Annotated in this window: 19 protein-coding genes; 12 read left to right on the forward strand and 7 right to left on the reverse strand. The window is 29.1% G+C overall.

Annotated elements, in window-relative coordinates:
• The first annotated feature begins 70 nt into the window (after window positions 1–70).
• From BUA86_RS09085 to BUA86_RS09110, 6 genes are all read left to right on the forward strand, one after another.
• Window positions 71–412, forward strand: coding sequence for a PadR family transcriptional regulator (locus BUA86_RS09085; protein WP_072931952.1), 342 nt, complete (start codon window positions 71–73; stop codon window positions 410–412).
• A complete protein-coding gene (locus BUA86_RS09090; protein WP_072931973.1) occupies window positions 405–2,177 on the forward strand; it encodes a PspC domain-containing protein in 1,773 nt (590 codons plus the stop codon). Before BUA86_RS09085 ends, BUA86_RS09090 begins: the two co-directional genes overlap by 8 nt.
• Before the next feature lie 144 nt (window positions 2,178–2,321).
• Window positions 2,322–2,882, forward strand: a complete 561-nt coding sequence (locus tag BUA86_RS09095) for a 1-acyl-sn-glycerol-3-phosphate acyltransferase (protein ID WP_072931976.1) — start codon at window positions 2,322–2,324, stop codon at window positions 2,880–2,882.
• Between the two features lies 1 nt (window position 2,883).
• Window positions 2,884–3,306 (forward strand): PaaI family thioesterase, encoded by a 423-nt coding sequence (locus BUA86_RS09100; RefSeq protein ID WP_072931978.1) that lies wholly within the window; start codon window positions 2,884–2,886, stop codon window positions 3,304–3,306.
• Window positions 3,299–4,312: an isochorismate synthase gene (locus BUA86_RS09105; RefSeq protein WP_178300410.1), complete on the forward strand. Its 1,014-nt coding sequence runs from the start codon at window positions 3,299–3,301 to the stop codon at window positions 4,310–4,312. The genes BUA86_RS09100 and BUA86_RS09105 overlap by 8 nt, the downstream gene beginning before the upstream one ends.
• Before the next feature lie 54 nt (window positions 4,313–4,366).
• Window positions 4,367–4,714, forward strand: a complete 348-nt coding sequence (locus BUA86_RS09110; RefSeq protein ID WP_072931983.1) for an MmcQ/YjbR family DNA-binding protein — start codon at window positions 4,367–4,369, stop codon at window positions 4,712–4,714.
• Window positions 4,715–4,719: 5 nt separating this feature from the next.
• On the opposite strand, the gene BUA86_RS09115 is transcribed toward BUA86_RS09110, so the two are convergent.
• Window positions 4,720–5,232 carry a gamma carbonic anhydrase family protein gene (locus BUA86_RS09115; protein WP_072931985.1) on the reverse strand — a complete coding sequence of 171 codons (513 nt, stop codon included), beginning with the start codon at window positions 5,230–5,232 and terminating at the stop codon, window positions 4,720–4,722.
• A gap of 136 nt (window positions 5,233–5,368) precedes the next feature.
• Here BUA86_RS09115 and BUA86_RS09120 point away from each other — a divergent pair, with 136 nt between their 5' ends.
• Window positions 5,369–6,253 (forward strand): NifU family protein, encoded by an 885-nt coding sequence (locus BUA86_RS09120; protein ID WP_072931987.1) that lies wholly within the window; start codon window positions 5,369–5,371, stop codon window positions 6,251–6,253.
• A gap of 101 nt (window positions 6,254–6,354) precedes the next feature.
• Here the strand turns inward: BUA86_RS09120 and BUA86_RS09125 are convergent, their stop codons facing one another.
• On the reverse strand, window positions 6,355–6,696 hold the full coding sequence (locus tag BUA86_RS09125) for a phage holin family protein (protein WP_072931997.1): 342 nt from the start codon (window positions 6,694–6,696) through the stop codon (window positions 6,355–6,357).
• A 281-nt stretch (window positions 6,697–6,977) separates the two neighbouring features.
• On the opposite strand from BUA86_RS09125, the gene BUA86_RS09130 reads away from it, so the two are divergent.
• Window positions 6,978–7,427, forward strand: coding sequence for a hypothetical protein (locus BUA86_RS09130; protein WP_072931999.1), 450 nt, complete (start codon window positions 6,978–6,980; stop codon window positions 7,425–7,427).
• 38 nt (window positions 7,428–7,465) lie between these two features.
• Here BUA86_RS09130 and BUA86_RS09135 read toward each other — a convergent pair whose 3' ends face one another.
• Window positions 7,466–8,902, reverse strand: a complete 1,437-nt coding sequence (locus tag BUA86_RS09135; protein ID WP_072932001.1) for an RtcB family protein — start codon at window positions 8,900–8,902, stop codon at window positions 7,466–7,468.
• A complete protein-coding gene (locus BUA86_RS09140; protein ID WP_072932003.1) occupies window positions 8,895–9,956 on the reverse strand; it encodes a DNA polymerase beta superfamily protein in 1,062 nt (353 codons plus the stop codon). Before BUA86_RS09140 ends, BUA86_RS09135 begins: the two co-directional genes overlap by 8 nt.
• 58 nt (window positions 9,957–10,014) lie before the next feature.
• Here BUA86_RS09140 and BUA86_RS09145 point away from each other — a divergent pair, with 58 nt between their 5' ends.
• The gene (locus tag BUA86_RS09145) at window positions 10,015–10,347 is read left to right on the forward strand and encodes a 7(1) septoil knot domain-containing protein (protein WP_072932005.1); all 333 of its coding nucleotides are present in this window, start codon (window positions 10,015–10,017) and stop codon (window positions 10,345–10,347) included.
• Window positions 10,348–10,350: 3 nt separating this feature from the next.
• Here BUA86_RS09145 and BUA86_RS09150 read toward each other — a convergent pair whose 3' ends face one another.
• Window positions 10,351–11,109, reverse strand: coding sequence for a nucleotidyltransferase domain-containing protein (locus BUA86_RS09150; protein ID WP_083580333.1), 759 nt, complete (start codon window positions 11,107–11,109; stop codon window positions 10,351–10,353).
• Window positions 11,106–12,197: a slipin family protein gene (locus BUA86_RS09155; protein WP_072932007.1), complete on the reverse strand. Its 1,092-nt coding sequence runs from the start codon at window positions 12,195–12,197 to the stop codon at window positions 11,106–11,108. Before BUA86_RS09155 ends, BUA86_RS09150 begins: the two co-directional genes overlap by 4 nt.
• A 714-nt stretch (window positions 12,198–12,911) precedes the next feature.
• On the opposite strand from BUA86_RS09155, the gene BUA86_RS09160 reads away from it, so the two are divergent.
• A complete protein-coding gene (locus BUA86_RS09160; protein ID WP_072932009.1) occupies window positions 12,912–13,943 on the forward strand; it encodes a helix-turn-helix transcriptional regulator in 1,032 nt (343 codons plus the stop codon).
• Between the two features lie 255 nt (window positions 13,944–14,198).
• Here the strand turns inward: BUA86_RS09160 and BUA86_RS09165 are convergent, their stop codons facing one another.
• Window positions 14,199–15,734 carry a glycine--tRNA ligase gene (locus BUA86_RS09165; protein WP_072932010.1) on the reverse strand — a complete coding sequence of 512 codons (1,536 nt, stop codon included), beginning with the start codon at window positions 15,732–15,734 and terminating at the stop codon, window positions 14,199–14,201.
• A 206-nt stretch (window positions 15,735–15,940) separates the two neighbouring features.
• On the opposite strand from BUA86_RS09165, the gene BUA86_RS09170 reads away from it, so the two are divergent.
• Both BUA86_RS09170 and BUA86_RS09175 read left to right on the forward strand, forming a co-directional pair.
• On the forward strand, window positions 15,941–16,390 hold the full coding sequence (locus BUA86_RS09170; protein ID WP_143147284.1) for an HYC_CC_PP family protein: 450 nt from the start codon (window positions 15,941–15,943) through the stop codon (window positions 16,388–16,390).
• Window positions 16,391–16,518: 128 nt separating this feature from the next.
• Window positions 16,519–18,765 carry a TonB-dependent receptor gene (locus tag BUA86_RS09175; RefSeq protein WP_072932022.1) on the forward strand — a complete coding sequence of 749 codons (2,247 nt, stop codon included), beginning with the start codon at window positions 16,519–16,521 and terminating at the stop codon, window positions 18,763–18,765.
• The last annotated feature ends 92 nt before the right edge of the window (window positions 18,766–18,857 follow it).

Genomic DNA, 18,857 nt, shown 5'->3' on the forward strand with positions numbered 1-18,857 from the left:
CAGTACTTTGTTTTGCATAATACTAAAATTATTACATATATTTGTATAACAAAATAAACAAGACGTTCTTATGAATATAGAGAAAACAAAAATACAGATGCGAAAAGGCGTCCTAGAATATTGTATTCTCAGCATAATTGAAAAAGGAGATGCATATGCGTCAGACATCATCGACGAATTAAAGAAAGCAGAAATGATTGTAGTTGAAGGAACTTTATATCCGCTTTTAACAAGATTAAAAAATGATGAACTTTTGCAATACCGTTGGGAAGAATCAACATCAGGACCACCACGCAAATATTATGCTCTTACTGAACAAGGGGAAGAGTTTTTAAAAGAATTAGGAGAAACTTGGGAACAGCTTATAGATGCTGTGAATAAAGTAACCACACAAACGCACAAAAATGGATAAAACAGTATCAATAAGTTTAGGAGGATTTTCTTTCGTTTTAGACGAAATTGCTTATAATAAATTAAAAATCTACTTACAAGATGTTAAAAACTCTTTAAGAGGAACAGAAGGTGTAGAAGATATTATTGAAGATGTAGAAATCCGCATCTCAGAACTATTTAGAGAGAGATTAAAGTTTAGAGAGGTAGTAAGTGAGGATGATATTAACTATGTTATTGCAACAATGGGTCATCCAGATCAATATAAAGTAGAAGATGAGGAAGAAGAAAGTACTTCATCAAGAAAAGAATCTTCTTACACGAATAGTCAATCTTATGGGGGACAACAAACAAGCTCTAAGCGTTTATTTAGAGATCCAGATGATACAATTGTAACAGGATTGTCTGCTGGTTTGGCTCACTATATGGGTGTTGATCCTTGGTTTGTAAGAGCAATTTGGTTAGTACTAGGATTGTTAGGTATTTTTACTGCCGGAGTTTCTTTATTCTTTGTTCTTTTATGTTATTTTATTCTATTAATTTTTGTTCCCAAAGCAAGAACGACATCAGAAAAATTACAGATGTATGGACAACCTGCAAATATAGATACGTTAAAAAAAAACGTAGAACAGGCTTCTGATGCTGTAGTTAGTGGAGGTAAAGAATTAAGTAATAAAATAGGAGGAGCATTTGGAATCTTAGGGAAATTAATTCTTTGGTTTATAGGGTTTATTATTCTATCTACTGGTATTGGATTAATTATAGGAGGTTTCTTCTTCTTCTTTACAAGTTGGACAGAAATTCCTACAGAATTATTCGGATATATTGTAGAAGAAGAGTGGATGAGCTTTGCTGCCAAAATACTTGGAGGAATTTTAATGGTAATTCCTGGTGTTCTTTTAATAATCTTAGGAGTAAAATGTTTTTGGAATAAAGTTAAGGTGAGTAAGTTAGTTGTTATTACTTCTGTTGTTATTTGGTTCTTAGCATTATTTTCAATAATTGGAATTTCATTAAGTACAGCAAGTAAATTCCGTAACTCTGTAGAAATGTCAACTAAAAAACAATTCAACATTTCATCTGATACGTTACAAGTTTACTTCAGAAAGAATGAGGAAGGAAATCTTAAGTACAATACATTTAATGAACTAGATCAATTAATTGATGGTGAAGGTAATTTAATTAGCAACATTAATGAAGGGTTTGATTTAGAGGAAAGTATAGATAATAATTTTTATATCGAATTAAAATATACTTCTAAAGGTGGTAGTAAAGAAGAAGCAAAACGCAACTTAGAATCAATAAAATATAATTTTAAATTAGATAACAGTAAATTATACTTAGATGACTTTATTAAGATAGCTAAAAATGGAAAATTTAGAAAGCAATCTGTTGAAATTAAGCTTTATGTTCCTAAAAATAAATTGATAAACGTCCACAATACGGATAGAGTTACAATACTTAGTAACGATCATGATAATAATTATTTATACGATTTAAATAATAATATAATAGGATATAATGGAAAAAAATTCGTATGTTTGAATTGCGAAAATGATGACGAGGATTCTGAGAATGAAAATATTAAGATTAATATTAACGGAGAATCAGATTCAGCAAAGTTTATCATAGATAAAAATGGATTTAGAGTACAACAAGGCGGTAATACTGTTGGAGTTGGAACAAGTAAATCTGATACTAAAGATAAAAATAAACAAGAAATACACTATAAAGATGATACAGATTCTATTAACATTAACTACGGAAATCATTCAAGTAATCGTTGATTTCTTTGCATAAAACTTATTGAAGTAAGTAAAATAAAATATCAAAAGGCATTTCTATTTAGAAATGCCTTTTTTGTTTTTGGTTATTCTTTAGTTTTATCTAAACAAGTTTTTTAAATTTGTCTTTAGCTATAAAGCCTATATATGAAAAAAATCTTAGGAAAATTACTTTATTCATTAGGAGGATGGAAATTGGACAATCATATCGATTTATCAAACATAGATAAATGCATCTTGGTTTGTGCTCCACACACTTCTAATTGGGATTTTTATTACACCATCTTGGCTTTTTGGCAAATGGGTATTCCAATGAAAATGTTTATAAAAGATGCATGGACAAAACCATGGTATGGATTTTTTATAAAGAAAATGGGTGGAATAGGAATTGATCGCTCTCAGCGTCATAATATGGTAGATTTTGCATCTGATATATTAAAAAAATCTGATAAACTGTATTTAATTAATACGCCAGAAGGAACACGTTCTCGTGCAGAGAAATGGAAAAATGGATTTTTCTATATTGCTCAAAAAGCAGAAGTTCCCATTCTTTTAGCCTACTGTGATTTTGCAAAAAAACGCGCAGGAATTTCTAAAGTTGTTATTACAGAAAATAGAAGCCTAAACGAAGTAATGGATGAAATAGAAGATTTCTATAAAAATATCACACCTAAATATCCAGAATTATACAATAAAAAAATTCATTAATATGAATGAAAAAAAATACCTAGAAGTTCTTCAAAAAATGTCTAAAAATACATTAATAGAGACTTTAGAAATTGAATATATCGCTGTTGGAGAAGATTTTTTAACAGCAAAAATGCCCGTAACATCAAAAGTTCATCAACCATTTGGTTTATTACATGGTGGTGCATCAGTTGTTTTAGCAGAAACTTTAGGAAGTACGTTGTCTAATTTTATTTTACAATCTGATGATTTTGTTGCTGTAGGACAACACATAGATGCGCATCATTTACGATCTAAAAAAGAAGGTGTTGTTTATGGTTATGCAACTGTAGTAAAAAAAGGACGAACTTCTCATTTAATTAAAATTGAAATTAAAGATGAAGATGATAAATTAATTTGTTATTCTCATCTAACGAATGCAATTATACCAAAAAGAAATGCTTAATATATTCATAGAAAAACTTGAAAGATTAATTAGCCAAAATAAACCATTCATCCTTTTTAGAAAACCAAATTCCGAAGTAGTCGAATTATGGGAAAATAAAGAAACAAAAACTGAACGTAAATTTATTTGTAATAGTTTTGATAATAGTCAGTTAATAGAATTTAATGACGATAACGTAATTGAAATTCCTGTTAGTGATTTACCTTTTTTTAAATTAGATTTACCTGTTTCTTCTCAAAAAGAAGCAATTGAATACGATGATTACATCAACTTAATTCAAAAAACTGTTGATGAATTAAAAAGTAATTCTCTAACAAAAAAGATAGTTATTAGTCGTGTAAAAGAATTGGAAAAGGAAGATGTTAATCTTTCCGAAACATTTAAAAGTTTACACGAATACTATCCAAATGCGTATGTGTATTTGCGCTACGATTTAGAAGAAGGATCTTGGATTGGTGCTTCTCCAGAATTATTATTCAAAGAAAAGAATCAATTAATACAAACGGTTTCGCTTGCAGGTACAAAAGCAAAAGAAGACGATTGGACAGAAAAAGAATACCACGAACAACAAGTTGTAACAGATTATATTTCATCAATATTTGAGAGCTATTCAGAGTATGTAGATGTAGAAGGGCCTTTTTCTGTAAATGCTGGCTTTTTTGAACATTTAAAATCATTTATTACAGCGCAAATTAAAGACAAATCGAAAATAAAAGATTTGTTATTTGATTTACATCCAACACCAGCAGTTTGTGGAATGCCTAAAAATGATGCTAAAAATTTCATTGTAGAAAACGAAGGTTATTATCGTTCTTTTTATGCAGGATTTATGGGATATGATAATGGAGAGGAATCAGAGTATTTTGTTAATCTTCGTTGTGCCAAAATTTTCTCTAATAAAGTTAATTTATATGTAGGTGGGGGAATTATGCCAGATTCTGTTCCAGAAAATGAATGGAGAGAAACTGAAATGAAATCTAAGACAATAGGAGAGTTGTTGGTTTAGACATAAGGGGTTTTAAGCTTTTCAATTTTCAATTTTAAAATTAGTACAACGAATATGAATATAGAACAGTTAAGGGATTTTTGTTTGAGTTTACCTTTGGTTGAAGAGAAATTCCCTTTTGACCAGAGTACATTGGTATTTTACATTGCAGGGAAAATGTTTTGTTTAGTGAATGTAGATCAATTCGAATCTATTAATTTGAAGTGTGATCCTGATAATGCACTGGAATTACGAGCGACTTACGAAGCCGTAAAACCAGGTTATCATATGAATAAAAAACATTGGAATACTGTTTTTGTAAACCAAGATGTAAATGATTCTATTTTAGAAGAATGGATAAAAGATTCGTATAATTTAGTTATTCTAACATTACCTAAATCTAAACGTCCAGACTTAATTTAGGAAACTTATTTGTACCAACTGCTATACATAAGGTAGTTATTGGCAATGCGCTCAATTTCGCCTTCTTTTAAACTTTGTGGTACATCTTTTACTTTTTTAGCAGGAATACCAGCCCATAGTTCTCCTTCTTTTACATGAGTACCTTTGGTTAAAATTGCTCCAGCTGCTATTAAAGAATTAGATTCTACAATACAGTCATCCATTACAATAGCGCCCATTCCAATTAATACATTATCATGTATAGTACAACCATGTACAATGGCATTGTGACCAATAGAGACATTATTTCCGATAGTTGTTGGAGATTTCTGATAAGTTGCATGAATAGTCGCATTATCTTGAATATTAACTTTATTCCCCATTTTTATAAAATGAACATCTCCACGTAAAACTGCTGAAAACCAAATAGAACAATCATCACCCATTTCTACTTCGCCAACAATTACTGCATTATCAGCCAAAAAACAGTTTTTTCCAAACTTAGGAGTGTGTCCTTTTAATTCTTTAATTATCGCCATAACAATCAATTAAAAATCTATATTATCAATTAAAATTTTAAATAAATCAACAATTATAGAATATTAAGTGTTTAATAAAACTTAAAATCTATAATTCGAATGATAAAGATACATTTTTATGACTTATTTTTGTACTATGATGAGAGTTTACGAAGAAATTACACCAAATAATAATGTGATGAAGTTTATCTGTGATGAAACTTTAACACAAGGAGGAATAGAGTTTGACAAAAATTCTACTGCTTCCGAATCTCCTTTGGCACAAGTTTTATTAACTGTTCCATTTATCCAGAAAATATTTATTACAGCTAATTTTGTTGCAATAGAAAAAATAGACGCAATAGAATGGTCTGATGTTGTGGAAGATTTAAAAGAAATAATCAACGATCATTTAGAAGAAAATGCTGTTTTAGCTCCAATGAAAAAAGCTCCGATTTCTATTTATGCAGAGATGACACCAAATCCTGCAGCAATGAAATTTGTTTCTAATACAATGTTAGCACCAGAAATTATCGAAATAAAATCGAGAGATAAAGCTGCTGGTGTTCCATTAGCTGTTGCTATTTACAAAGAATATCCTTTTGTAGAAGAAGTATTTATTGTAGATAATTATGTTTCTTTAACAAAGAATGAAACAGAAGATTGGTCTTTATGGGCAATGGATGTGCGTTCTTTTATTACACATTATTTACAAGCAGGAGGAATTGTTTTTGATGAATTCTACGAATTTACAACAGAAGCTCCTGAGCATGTAGTTGTAAAACCGCAAGAAGAATTTTCTTCTGTAGAACAACAAATAAAATCTATTTTAGATGAGTATGTTCAGCCAGCTGTAGCAAATGATGGAGGAAATATTGAGTTGATAGAGTTTGATGAAGAAACACGTACTGCTAGAATGTTATTACAAGGTGCTTGTTCTGGTTGTCCTTCTTCTACTGCAACTTTAAAAAACGGAATAGAAGGTATTTTAAAAGAAATGATGCCTAATGTAGTAGATAATGTAGAAGCTGTTAACGGTTAAAATTATTTAATATATATTCAAAAATAAAACCCAATAGTATTTATACTATTGGGTTTTATTATTTTGAAGTAGTTTTGGTTTGTTATGAAAAAAATATAATATTAATCTCCTAACATTCCTCCAATTAATGAGTTAACAATTGCTAGTACCACACCAAAGATTAAAGCATATAAGAAACCATCTACATGGAAACTATCTCCCATAATAGCACTCGCTAATAGGATGATAATTGCTGTAATAACTAATGAAAATAATCCTAAAGTTAAAACAGTAATAGGGAAACTGATAAAACTTAATATTGGTTTAACAACTGCGTTTAATAAACCAATTACAAGCGCTACAATAATTGCTGACCCATAACCTTTAATTGATACACCAGGTAATATATTGGCTAAACCAAATACGACTAATGCTGATACTAATAAATTAATAATAAATCCCATAATTTTATATTTTTAGATTAATAATTATATATCTTAATATTTACAAAAGGTTTGCCAAAGTTTCTTAAAACACATATAATAAGTTTATGTAACAACTTATCCGTTTATTAAACGTTTATTATTTAGATAAATAAACGTTGAAAATTATTTTTAAACTATATTTTATCTTTTGTAAAAAAGCTATTTTTTGGTGTTGAAAACGTTTATTTTAGAGGAAATAGATTCGATTTTATGTTCTTTATGTGGTATTGTAATTGTAAGTTTGCGCTTTAAAATAATATATGAAGACATTTATCTATTTTCTTTTGTTTACTCCTTTTGCTTTTGGACAACAAGTTAATTTAGGAAAGACGTTGATTTATCCTAAGTGTGAAAAATTTGAAAAGAAAGGTAATGAAAAATTAGAATTTTGCTTTTTAGGAAATTTTATTGAAGAAGTTGGTCAATACTCAATTAATATATTGGCAAAGAAAAATATTCCTTATATAGATATTGAAGCAAAAATGAAATTTGTTATTGATGAGAGTGGAAATTTCACATCTTTAGAATTTTTTGGAAATGAATTCAATAAAGAGTTGATGAGAGAATCTGTAGAAATGTATTTGCAAAAATATAATAAAAGGAAGAAAAAAATACAACCAGCTAAGGATGAAAATGGAAATCCTATTCCAAAATCATTTTATATTCCCTATGTATTGAAAAAAAATATTACGCATATTAATATGAACTAAAATAAACTTCCATTCAATTATTAAATGGAAGCTTATTTTTAATCTTCTCTAGAACCATCATCAGCCATTCTAACCATTTTAGGAGTAAAGGTAGCAACAACATCTACAAGATCTTGTTGTGCATCCATTACTGCATGTATATCTTTATAAACCATTGGAGCTTCATCTTTTCCACCACCAATTAATGTAATACCAAAATCATTTAAATAAGTATTAATCTTATTTTGCGATAAAGATTTTATTGCTTGTGTTCTGCTCATTAGACGTCCAGCACCATGCGACGCTGAGTTGATCGCATTTTCTTCACCTTTTCCTCTTACAAGAAATCCAGGCGCAGTCATAGAACCAGGAATAATCCCCATAACACCTTTAGAAGCTGGTGTAGCACCTTTTCTATGTACAATTACTTCTTCATTTTCATAGGTTTCTTTCCATGCAAAATTATGATGGTTTTCAACCTTTGATAAAACTTCTGCACCTAATGCGAATGTAATTTTTTGATGTATTACCTCATGGCAAGCAGAAGCATATTCACCAGCTAAATTCATTGCAATCCAATATTCTTGACCTTCTTCAGAATCTAAATCTAAATAAGCTAGGTTTTTGGCTTTGTAAGGTAATTTACAGACATCTTTTGCTAATCTAGTGTAATGATCGGCAACAGTAGCTCCAAAACCTCGAGAACCTGAATGCGTTAATAATGCAAGGTAAGTTCCTTTAGGAATATTTAAGGCTTTATCATCTTTCTCAAATTCCATTAGACCGAATTCTACAAAATGATTTCCTCCACCAGAAGATCCTAATTGTGACCAAGCCTTATCTTTTAGATTTTTTATAAACGAGTTGGTCTCAAATTTAGCATCATCCATAATACGATGTTCTGCTTTATATTGACCATGAAAACCATGACCCGCACCAAATTTGGTATTTTTCATTAAAATATCTTTTAAGCTATCATAATGTTCGATATAATGTGAAGCAGGTAAATCATAAACAGATAAAGCCATTCTACATCCTATATCTACACCAACACCATAAGGAATAATGGCATTTTTTGTAGCTAAAACACCACCAATTGGTAAACCATATCCTTGATGAGCATCTGGCATTAAAGCACCAGCTATTGTGATAGGTAATTTCATTGCAACTTTCATCTGTTCAAAAGCACCGTCTTCTATTTTATCAGCACCATAAACTTCAAAATCTTTTGGGTCTTCATTTAAAGGAATAGTTTCCTCTTCTTTCGTTAAATGGATTCCATCTATAAAACCTTTTGCTAACGGTTTAAAAATTTTATCATTAATAAAATCATTCGGAGAAGAAAGTACTTCAGCGTATTTTTCTAACATTTCTACTTTCGTATATCCCGTTCTCTTTTTATTAATTTTTAATGCGATTCCTAAAATTTCATTTTCAGGGTAACCTAATGCAATTAAATCATTACCATTAATAGGTTTATTATTTATATTATTCATAAAGTTTTGTTCTTAAATTAATTAAAAATTTTGTGTGTTTTTCCACGTTCGATGAGGTAGCGAATTTCTTTTTAGAAGAGATTTCCTCAATTTCTGATTGAAGCTTTTCTACCATTATCATGACTTCATCATAAGAATATTCACCATTTTTTATGGCAAGCAAATTTTCACGATCATCAACTCTTTTCACATTTAGATTTCCAGTTAAAAGCAGCTCTTTGGCAACTCGTAATAATCTAATGGTGTGCATCATATTTTTACTATCGTATCCTTTGTCATGCTCAACATTTGTTGTGTAACGATCTTCATTTCTCAGCTTTATCCATTCCCAATATTCTTTATATTTAACACAATATGAAGAATACTCATCTTTTTGAAAAATAAAATAGCCGACAGGTATTTCGTTTTTAGGTATTTCACTTAAACGAATATCATTGCTATTCTCATCTTTTATAAATCCCTTATAATTTAATTCTTCATTATAATAAAGGGTATATAAATCTTTGATATGATTAACTTTGCTTAAGCCACAAAACAGTTGTTTATAATGTTTTATATTTAGCCATTCGTTAAGTTTAATCGTCTTACCATCTAAAATACAATAACAAAAATCTAAAACAATTTTTCGTTCAATATCCATTGGATTTAAGAATTTTTTATTTAATCCTTTTGCTTTTTTTGTTTGACTTAACGCATAGCCAAGAAAAGTTTTCTTAACATCATCTGTTATAAACTCTTTATAGTTTGAATCCTTTAATAGAGGAGATTTATACAGTATAAACTCTTCTGGAGTTGCTAAAATTTCTAAACAAGCAGGATTATTTTTTAGTAATAATTCTATAAAACGACCAATCTCATAATATACAATGTCATTGCTTTCATTACTTATTTGTGCGTGGTATTCTAAACCAAAGAAATGTTCCTTCGGAAGATAAAATACGCCTCTGATATCTGTATCAGATTTTTCTGTTGCCAAGTTATGCGCTTTACTACCACTTATACATTCAAAAAGAATGAGGTTGTTACTTTTTAGAGTTTCTATAGTTAGTTTCATGGTTTATTTTTTTATCATCAAATTTTTGTAGATTTAGGTTGGTCTAATAATTAATTTGATGAGGTGTTTATTTTTCTTATTTACTTTTTTAATCGTTAATATAACTAATGCTCAAACAGTATTTACTACTAAATATGCTAGTCAAGCCAAGGTTAAGGTTTTTGTTGTGAATTATGAAAGTCAGGCTGATTTAAAAGTTTATAAAGTAAAATATGAAAGCCAATCTAATGGTAATACAGGAAAATGGTTTTTTACCAAATATGATAGTCAGGCAAAAAATAAAATTCACTTTGTATCGTATGAAAGCCAAGCAGATCTTAAAATATTCTATGTGAAATATGAAAGCCAAGCAGGTTGGAGAAAAGAAAACAAAAAATACTTACTTCAGTAATTCTTATTCTCCAATAGTTTTTATAAAAAACTCATCAACTCGCGCTTTATCAAATTCTATAGTAGGAATTTCTTCTACTTTTTCTTTTAATTCGCTTTTTAATTTTAAAATCCAATTAATCAATTCTTCATCTTTATTTATAAGATAGCTTTCATCTACTTTTTCTTTTGTTTTCCAGTAAGACTTTATTTTACTTAAAATGTTTTCTTTTTCAATTAACACAACAAGATCCTTAAATTCCATTGGAGGAATTGTTCTTTTTTCTACAATCCATAAAGCAGATAAAACAGAACGTAAGGCATAAAATAAACTTTTTAGTTTAAGCATTTCACTGTTCTCAATTTCTATTAGCTTTTTAGTTGTAATACCAAGATAGTGTGCTGAAACTTTTCTCGCATTAAATTGAGAGCTTACCAATTCTAATAAATCTTTTTCAAATCTATCATTTACTATATAATGAATAGGAGATTGTAGGTATTCGCTAATACTATAGTTTGATTTTAATATTAGTCGTAAAACTTTTTGAATATCCCATGCTTTAAAATCTAAATCATCTGTAATTTTAAAATCTATAAAATCATCCATTGGTTGTATTTTTAGATAATCGTTTATTTTTCGTTTGTAAATAAATCGAACATCATAATCACTATCAGTGGAAGGGAAACCCCATGCGCGACTCCCTGATTCCACGGCAAATAGAATGTCTATTTTTTCTTCTTTTTCTATTTGCCTTAGTCTATCTATAATAATTTTTTTCATCATTTTGTGAACATTGTTTTTAGTTCGTTTAATACATTAGATCCTCCAGAGATACTAATTTCACCAACTTTATCAGCTATTTTTTCGATGTATTCCATTTCTTTTAACTTCCATAAAGTTTCATTTTCTTCCATTAATTTTGCTGTGTTTAGTAAACTTCTGGTAGAGGCTGTTTCTTCTCTTCGTGTAATAGAGTTGGCTTGTGCTGTTTTCTCTGCAATTAATACACGGTTCATAATTTCTCTTATTTCTCCTGGTAAAATAATATCTTTCATTCCAGCATCTTTCAATTTTAATCCGATTGTTTCAAATTGTGTTTCAAACTTTTCGATAATGTATTTTGTTATCGAATTTTTATCAGACATCAATTCATCAAATCCAATGTTTCCTATGAATTCTCTTAATCCTAATTGAATGGCTTGATAAATCATTTTTGTAAAATCTTTATCAGACGTATACGCTTTCAATAAATTTGTAATTTGATATTGTACCATAAAGTTAATTCGTAATTGTACTTTATCTTTTGTCAAAATTTCTTGACCTAAAATTTCTATTGTTTGTGGACGTAAATCGTATGTTACAATAGATATTTTGGCTTCGTTGCTATAGAACAAATAATCACCAGCTTTTAAAATGCTATTAAACTGATTGTCTTTGAATAATAATCCTTCAAAATAAGGAGCGATAGAAATGGTACGAATAGCACTTATCTTTTTTAAAATTTCGATTTCTCTTTTATCTAATTTCTGTACCTCTTCAGTCGAATTTAAATCATATTTAACTGTTGTTAATTGAGTTGAATTTTTCCAAATCATTACATTTCGGTTTACAAATGATTTATCGAATTGATTGTTTCTAAACGTTACTAAAACTTCATTGTGTATCACTTCGTAGATGTTGACCATAGATTTCAATGTTTCATTTTCTAAAATCATCGAATGAAATTTCACATCAATCACTTCGTTTAAATTAAACTTTACGATTTCTTTATTAGAAAAAATCCAATATGTACCAGTTGTGTAAACTTTTGTTACTTCTTCGTTTTTTATTTTTATAGCAATTTCTTGCTTATTGATAGCTAATTTTTTCATATCACTATTTTTATATTGTTTTTACTTTTTTTATAAAAAAGCTAATTTGTTTTCCTTTTTCTAAACGGAATTTGATGTTTAGTAAGCTTCTTTTAATTATTGTTTTTCAAATCGTATATTCAAATTTTAAATTGAATAAGAAGATTTAAAAATTAAAAATCAATCATCTTATAAAGATTCAAATTCAGGTTTCGAGTAAGTTTTTGTTCTCATTTCTTGTTTCTCTAAAAGAGTAAACTTTCTAGTTGAAAATAAAACGCCTTAGCTTTTTCTTACTTTTGTCCGAAGACGATAAATCGGTGCTCGAAAGCGACCAAAACACAGAACCTTAATCTGTTGCTGTTTGTAATACTCTAACCACTGAGTTACTTTAATTTGTTATTAAAGGCAGGATTCGAACCTGCGACCCTTACACCGCGGGGATTTATTATCTGGACTAGAATAGAAGAGATGAAACAATTTCTACTACAATGCCATACAGAAACATTTGTCGAGATAAATAAATCAGTAGGTTGTTAAACCTTTGGCAAAATTGGAGTAGTAGTATGCAGAAGATTTGCGCAATAAAAAACATTTTGATTATTTTTTGTAAGTAGCTTATTTTTAGCGATATATTTTAATTTAATAAAGATAAAATTGAAATAAAATATTTTATACGCAAATAGATTGCGTAGTTAAATAACAAATTTGTATCATTACATAAATAAATAAGCTATGGCAACGAATAAAATAGCACTTATTCGCTATCAGACGATAGATAAATGTTTGCAAAATCATTTCAGAAAATGGACACTAGAAGATTTAATAGAGAAAGTTTCTGAAGCATTATACGAATATGAAGGTATAACAACTGGTATTTCCAAAAGAACAATTCAGGGCGATATACAAATTATGCGTAGCGATAAATTGGGCTATAATGCACCAATTATTGTGAGAGAAAGAAAATTCTACGCGTATGAGGAGAAAACCTATTCAATTCATAATTCGCCCGTTTCTTCTGCTGATTTAGATAAAATGAAAGAAGTAATTTCTGTCATGAAACAATTAAATGGTTTTAATTATTTTGATGACATGAATGAGATTATTACACGTTTAGAGAATAATATTTCTAAGAAAAATAGTCAGCAACCTAATTATATTCAGTTCGAAGAAAATCCTTTATTAAAAGGTTTAGAACATTTAAATAGACTGTATCAAGGTATTGTAAAGAAACAAGCTTTATTGATATCTTATCAATCATTTAAAAATATAAGTAAATCTAACGAACCAAAACAGGCAGTTTATTACCCTTATCTATTAAAAGAATATCGAAATAGATGGTTTCTTTTAGCAAAAGCCAGAAAAGATAAAACATTGTATACTTTGGCTTTGGATCGTATAGTTGATTTTTATGAATTAGCAAATGAACCATTTATAGACGCGCCAGAAATAGATTTTGAACATTATTATGATAATTCACTTGGAGTTACTAAAAGTATAAAAGATAGAGAGCAACGTGTTATTTTTAGAGTAAATAAGAAATTGGCTCCTTATGTTATTACAAAACCTATACATGCAACTCAGAAAATTGTTAATGAAAACGAATTGGGAGTATTATTCTCTATGGAAGTTATTCATAATTTCGAATTAGAAAGAGAGTTGTTAGGTTTTGGCGAAGAATTGGAAGTTATAGCTCCTAAATTATTAAGAAGAAATTTAAAACGAAGATTAGAGAAAGCATTAGAATATTATCAAAGAAAGCATTAAAAGAGTTTTAAGTTTTAAGTTTTAAGTATAAAGTATAAAGTATAAAGTATAAAGTATAAAGTATAAAGTATAAAGTAGCTATTTATACATCCAGTTTGTCATTCAGAATTCATTTCGGAATCACATGATGGAAGAGATATTAGGGGTAGATTTAAGTAATGAGACTTTAAAGTGCTATAGCAAGCTCAAATCTTAATAAAACAAAATGAGCTATCTGATAAGGATAGCTCATTTTTTATTATTTCAAATTATGAATTATAATTTCTCAAAAAGATATTTCATATTTACTTCTTTATCTATAATAGCTGCTAATTCGTCTACAGATACACGTTTTTGTTCCATCGTGTCACGGAAACGTAATGTAACAGAATTATCGTTTAAAGAGTCATGATCAACTGTAATACAGAAAGGAGTTCCAATAGCATCCATTCTACGGTAACGTTTACCAATAGAATCTTTTTCTTCATAAATTACATTATAATCTAAACGTAATTTTTTTACGATTTGTTCTGCAAACTCTGGTAAACCATCTTTCTTTACTAATGGTAAAATAGCCGCTTTAATTGGAGATAATGCAGCAGGTAATGCTAAAACAACACGTTCTGAACCATCTTCTAAAACTTCCTCTTTTAAAGAAGTAGCGAAAACAGATAAAAACATACGATCTACACCTACAGATGTTTCTACAACATAAGGAACATACGATTCGTTTGTTTCGTTATCAAAATACTGAATCTTTTTACCAGAATGTTGTTCGTGCGCTTTTAAATCGAAATCTGTACGAGAGTGAATACCTTCTAATTCTTTAAATCCAAAAGGAAATTTAAATTCGATATCAGCAGCAGCATTTGCATAATGCGCTAATTTCTCGTGGTCATGAAAACGGTAATTGTCATTTCCTAAACCTAAAGTTTGGTGCCAACGCATACGAGTTTCTTTCCATTTCTCGTACCATTCTAATTCAGTTCCCGGTTTTACAAAGAATTGCATTTCCATTTGTTCAAATTCGCGTTGACGGAAAATAAATTGACGTGCAACGATTTCATTACGGAATGCTTTACCAATTTGTGCAATACCAAAAGGTAATTTCATACGTCCAGTTTTCTGAACATTTAAGTAATTTAAGAAAATTCCTTGTGCAGTTTCTGGGCGTAAATATAAGTCCATTGCTTGTTCTGCAGTAGCACCTAGTTTTGTTCCAAACATAAGGTTAAACTGACGAACTTCTGTCCAGTTTTTAGAACCTGTAACAGGATCAGCAATTTCTAATTCTTCTATTAATGCTTTTACATCATCTAAATCTTCATTTTCTAAAGACTTACCAAGACGTTTTAAAATAGTATCTATTTGCTCTTTGTATCCAATTACTTTAGGATTAGTTGCAATAAATTGGTCTTTATCAAAAGCATCACCAAATCTTTTTGCAGCTTTAGCAACCTCTTTATCAATTTTAGTTTCAATTTTAGCGCAGTGGTCTTCAACTAAAACATCGGCACGGTAACGTTTTTTAGAATCTTTGTTATCAATTAAAGGATCATTAAAAGCGTCTACGTGTCCAGAAGCTTTCCAAGTTGTAGGATGCATAAAAATAGCAGAGTCAATGCCGACAATATTTTCGTGCATTTGTACCATTGCTTTCCACCAATACTGTTTGATGTTATTTTTTAACTCAGCTCCGTTTTGACCATAATCATAAACGGCTGATAATCCATCATAAATTTCACTCGATTGGAAAATGAATCCATATTCTTTCGCATGCGAAATTACTTTCTTGAAAATATCTTCTGACATAATAAAGTGTGTGTTCTAAATTTAAATGCAATTTTAATGATTTTTAGCGATTATTTTGGTATGATTTGATAAAATCCGTCATTTTTAAATTAAATAAATGGTTTTTTAATTATCTGTGAGATTATTATATAACATTTACAGAAAATGATATAAATAATATACTTGTGGCATTTTAATTATTTTATCTATTTTTGCTTGGTATGAAAATGAATCAGTATATAAAATATATATTGTCGCTAGTTTTGATTTTTTCAAATCTTAGTGTTGCATTTTCTATGCATTTTTGTCAAGGAGAAGTAAAAGAGATTAAGCTAAATCAATTAGACAATCAAAAACAAAATGTAACCAATGTAAAAAAATGCTGTTCTTCCGAAAAGAAAGAAAAGCATTGCGAATTACCTAAAAAAGAAACAAAAACACACAAGGATGATTGTTGTAAAGACATTTCATCTTTAGATAATACAAAAGATCAGCATACAGTAAAAATTTTAAAACTTATACCAGTAGAGTTTTTAGCAACTACTGTTTTACAAGTTCCAATTACTGTAGAAGATACTGAAGTAAATAGAATTTCTAAATTTTTAGTATTTTTTGTTGATTCTAATGCTCCTCCAAATTATATAATTAATTCCCAATTAACTTTTTACGAAGGATAATAACTTATTTGTTTTGATTGAAATCAATCAGAATGCAATATGCTATTGTTTGAAAATTAAAGTACTTGATTAAATTATAATCAAAAAAGTACCAATAATAAATAGGTTTTATGCCTTAAATCGTAAAAATGAAAAAAATAATCACTTCAGTATTTCTACTGAGTGCCGCGTTTTCTTACGCACAATCTGCTTTAAAAGGGAAAGTTACAGACCAAAATAATCAACCAATAGTTGGTGCAGAAGTTTTTTGGGAATCTACGGATGTTTCTGTAACAACAGATGAGGAAGGAAATTTTGAAATTCAAGATTTTAATCCGTCAGCTGTTTTAGGCGTTTTTTATAATAATCAAACAACAACTTTTAAAGACATAAAAGACGAGTTTCAAGCTATAACAATTCAAGTAAAAGATACATTTGGAGATACTTCTTTAGATGAGGTTGTTGTAAGAGATACAAGTAATTCGCTTAAGAAATCGAAGTTGGCAACCAATATGACAACAATGACGGGTAAAGAATTATTAAAAGCCGCTTGTTGTAATTTGGCAGAATCTTTTGAAACGAATCCATCTATAGATGTTAATTTTTCAGACGCTGTAACTGGAAATAAACAAATAAAAATGCTTGGATTAACTTCTCCATATATATTAATTGCGGAAGAAAATATTCCGAGTGTTCGTGGAGCTTCTCAGGCATTTGGTTTAAGTTTTACACCAGGAACTTGGGTAGAAAGTATTCAAGTTACAAAAGGAGCTGGAACTGTTGTAAATGGTTACGAAAGTATTTCAGGTCAAATTAATACCGAACTCATAAAACCTGCAACAGATATTCCGTTGTTTGTAAATATTTATGGCTCTACAGATGCTCGTTTTGAAGGAAATGTTCATCTTAATAAAAAACTGAACGATAAATGGAGTTCTTCACTTTTTGTTCATGGAAATACACGTGTCGCTAAAAATGATATGAATGACGATGGGTTTTTAGATAATCCTTTAGGACATCAAATTAATGTAATGAATCGTTGGCAATATCAGAATTTAGAAAAAGGAATTGTTGGATTTTTCTCTGCTCGTTATTTAAATGATCAAAAACAAGGAGGAGAATTAAATTTTGACAAACATCGCGATAAATTAACTACTAATTATTGGGGATCAGAGATTAATACAAACCGTGTAGATTTATCATCAAAATTAGGTTATGTTTTTCCAGAAATGCCTTTTCAAAATATGGGATTACAAACTGCTTTTAGTTATCATAAACAAGATTCTTATTTCGGATTAAACCAATACAATATCGATCAACAGAGTTTTTACACCAATTTTATTTTTAATTCTATTATTAATAATACAAAGAATAAATTTTCTACTGGAGCGAGTTTTACTTACGATAAGTTTAAAGAATTTGTTGCTTTGCCAACAGATGCAAATTATAATAGGATAGATAATTCTGTAGGAACTTTCTTTGAATATACATTTGACAATTTAAAGAATTTTAATATGATAGCGGGCTTAAGAGCAGATTATCATAATAGAATGGGATTCTTTTTAACACCTCGTTTACACACGCGTTATACGCCAGTAAAAGGAACAACAATAAAAGCTTCCGTAGGTAGAGGAAAAAGGATAAATAATATTTTTGCTGAAAATCAGAATTTATTTGCATCATCAAGACAATTTAATATTATTGGTAATGGTGGTAAAACGTATGGTTTAGATCCAGAAATTGCATGGAATTATGGTTTAAGTGTAACACAAGAATTTAAATTATTTGGAAAGAATGCAGATGTTACAGCAGATTTTTATAGAACAAGTTTCCAAAATCAGATTGTAACAGATATAGATTATTCTGCTCGCCAGGTTCGTTTTTATAATTTAGATGGAGATTCCTATGCAAATTCTTTTCAGTTCGATTTTAATTATAATCCTTTTACTAATTTCAAAATTAGAGCTTCGTATAAATATTATGACTTAGCAACAGATTATGAAAATGGAAAATTGCAAAGACCTTTACAAGCAAAACATCGTTTTTTTACAAATTTAGAATATGAAACACGCCAGAGAAATGGTAAAAATTGGCGTTTTGATTTTACATATAATTGGATAGGAAAACAACGTTTACCAAATACGTCTGATAATTTGCCAGAAAACAGATTTCCAGAATATTCTAATCCATTTGGAACAATTAATGCTCAGATAACTCGTGTTTTCTCTAAGCGATTTGAAGTGTATGTTGGTGGAGAAAATATTTCTAATTATCAACAACATCGTGTTATCTTAGGTGCAGATAATCCATTTGGAGATAATTTCGATAGCTCTATGGTATATGCTCCAATTTTTGGACAGATGTATTATGCAGGATTACGATTTAGTTTGAATTAAGAATTAAGAATTAAGAATTAAGAATTAAGAATTAAGAATTAAGAATTAAGAATTAAGAATTAAGAATTAAGAATTAAGAATTAAGAATTAAG

This window comes from Chishuiella changwenlii, assembly GCF_900142565.1.
GTDB classification, from domain to species: Bacteria; Bacteroidota; Bacteroidia; order Flavobacteriales; family Weeksellaceae; genus Empedobacter; species Empedobacter changwenlii.

What these genes read in the sequence shown, in the direction of transcription:
- BUA86_RS09085 (WP_072931952.1), top strand. Translation starts at nt 71, where the DNA reads ATGAATATAGAGAAAACAAAAATACAGATGCGAAAAGGCGTCCTAGAA.
- BUA86_RS09090 (WP_072931973.1), top strand. Translation starts at nt 405, where the DNA reads ATGGATAAAACAGTATCAATAAGTTTAGGAGGATTTTCTTTCGTTTTA.
- BUA86_RS09095 (WP_072931976.1), top strand. Translation starts at nt 2,322, where the DNA reads ATGAAAAAAATCTTAGGAAAATTACTTTATTCATTAGGAGGATGGAAA.
- BUA86_RS09100 (WP_072931978.1), top strand. Translation starts at nt 2,884, where the DNA reads ATGAATGAAAAAAAATACCTAGAAGTTCTTCAAAAAATGTCTAAAAAT.
- BUA86_RS09105 (WP_178300410.1), top strand. Translation starts at nt 3,299, where the DNA reads ATGCTTAATATATTCATAGAAAAACTTGAAAGATTAATTAGCCAAAAT.
- BUA86_RS09110 (WP_072931983.1), top strand. Translation starts at nt 4,367, where the DNA reads ATGAATATAGAACAGTTAAGGGATTTTTGTTTGAGTTTACCTTTGGTT.
- BUA86_RS09115 (WP_072931985.1), bottom strand. Translation starts at nt 5,232, where the DNA reads ATGGCGATAATTAAAGAATTAAAAGGACACACTCCTAAGTTTGGAAAA.
- BUA86_RS09120 (WP_072931987.1), top strand. Translation starts at nt 5,369, where the DNA reads ATGATGAGAGTTTACGAAGAAATTACACCAAATAATAATGTGATGAAG.
- BUA86_RS09125 (WP_072931997.1), bottom strand. Translation starts at nt 6,696, where the DNA reads ATGGGATTTATTATTAATTTATTAGTATCAGCATTAGTCGTATTTGGT.
- BUA86_RS09130 (WP_072931999.1), top strand. Translation starts at nt 6,978, where the DNA reads ATGAAGACATTTATCTATTTTCTTTTGTTTACTCCTTTTGCTTTTGGA.
- BUA86_RS09135 (WP_072932001.1), bottom strand. Translation starts at nt 8,902, where the DNA reads ATGAATAATATAAATAATAAACCTATTAATGGTAATGATTTAATTGCA.
- BUA86_RS09140 (WP_072932003.1), bottom strand. Translation starts at nt 9,956, where the DNA reads ATGAAACTAACTATAGAAACTCTAAAAAGTAACAACCTCATTCTTTTT.
- BUA86_RS09145 (WP_072932005.1), top strand. Translation starts at nt 10,015, where the DNA reads ATGAGGTGTTTATTTTTCTTATTTACTTTTTTAATCGTTAATATAACT.
- BUA86_RS09150 (WP_083580333.1), bottom strand. Translation starts at nt 11,109, where the DNA reads ATGATGAAAAAAATTATTATAGATAGACTAAGGCAAATAGAAAAAGAA.
- BUA86_RS09155 (WP_072932007.1), bottom strand. Translation starts at nt 12,197, where the DNA reads ATGAAAAAATTAGCTATCAATAAGCAAGAAATTGCTATAAAAATAAAA.
- BUA86_RS09160 (WP_072932009.1), top strand. Translation starts at nt 12,912, where the DNA reads ATGGCAACGAATAAAATAGCACTTATTCGCTATCAGACGATAGATAAA.
- BUA86_RS09165 (WP_072932010.1), bottom strand. Translation starts at nt 15,734, where the DNA reads ATGTCAGAAGATATTTTCAAGAAAGTAATTTCGCATGCGAAAGAATAT.
- BUA86_RS09170 (WP_143147284.1), top strand. Translation starts at nt 15,941, where the DNA reads ATGAATCAGTATATAAAATATATATTGTCGCTAGTTTTGATTTTTTCA.
- BUA86_RS09175 (WP_072932022.1), top strand. Translation starts at nt 16,519, where the DNA reads ATGAAAAAAATAATCACTTCAGTATTTCTACTGAGTGCCGCGTTTTCT.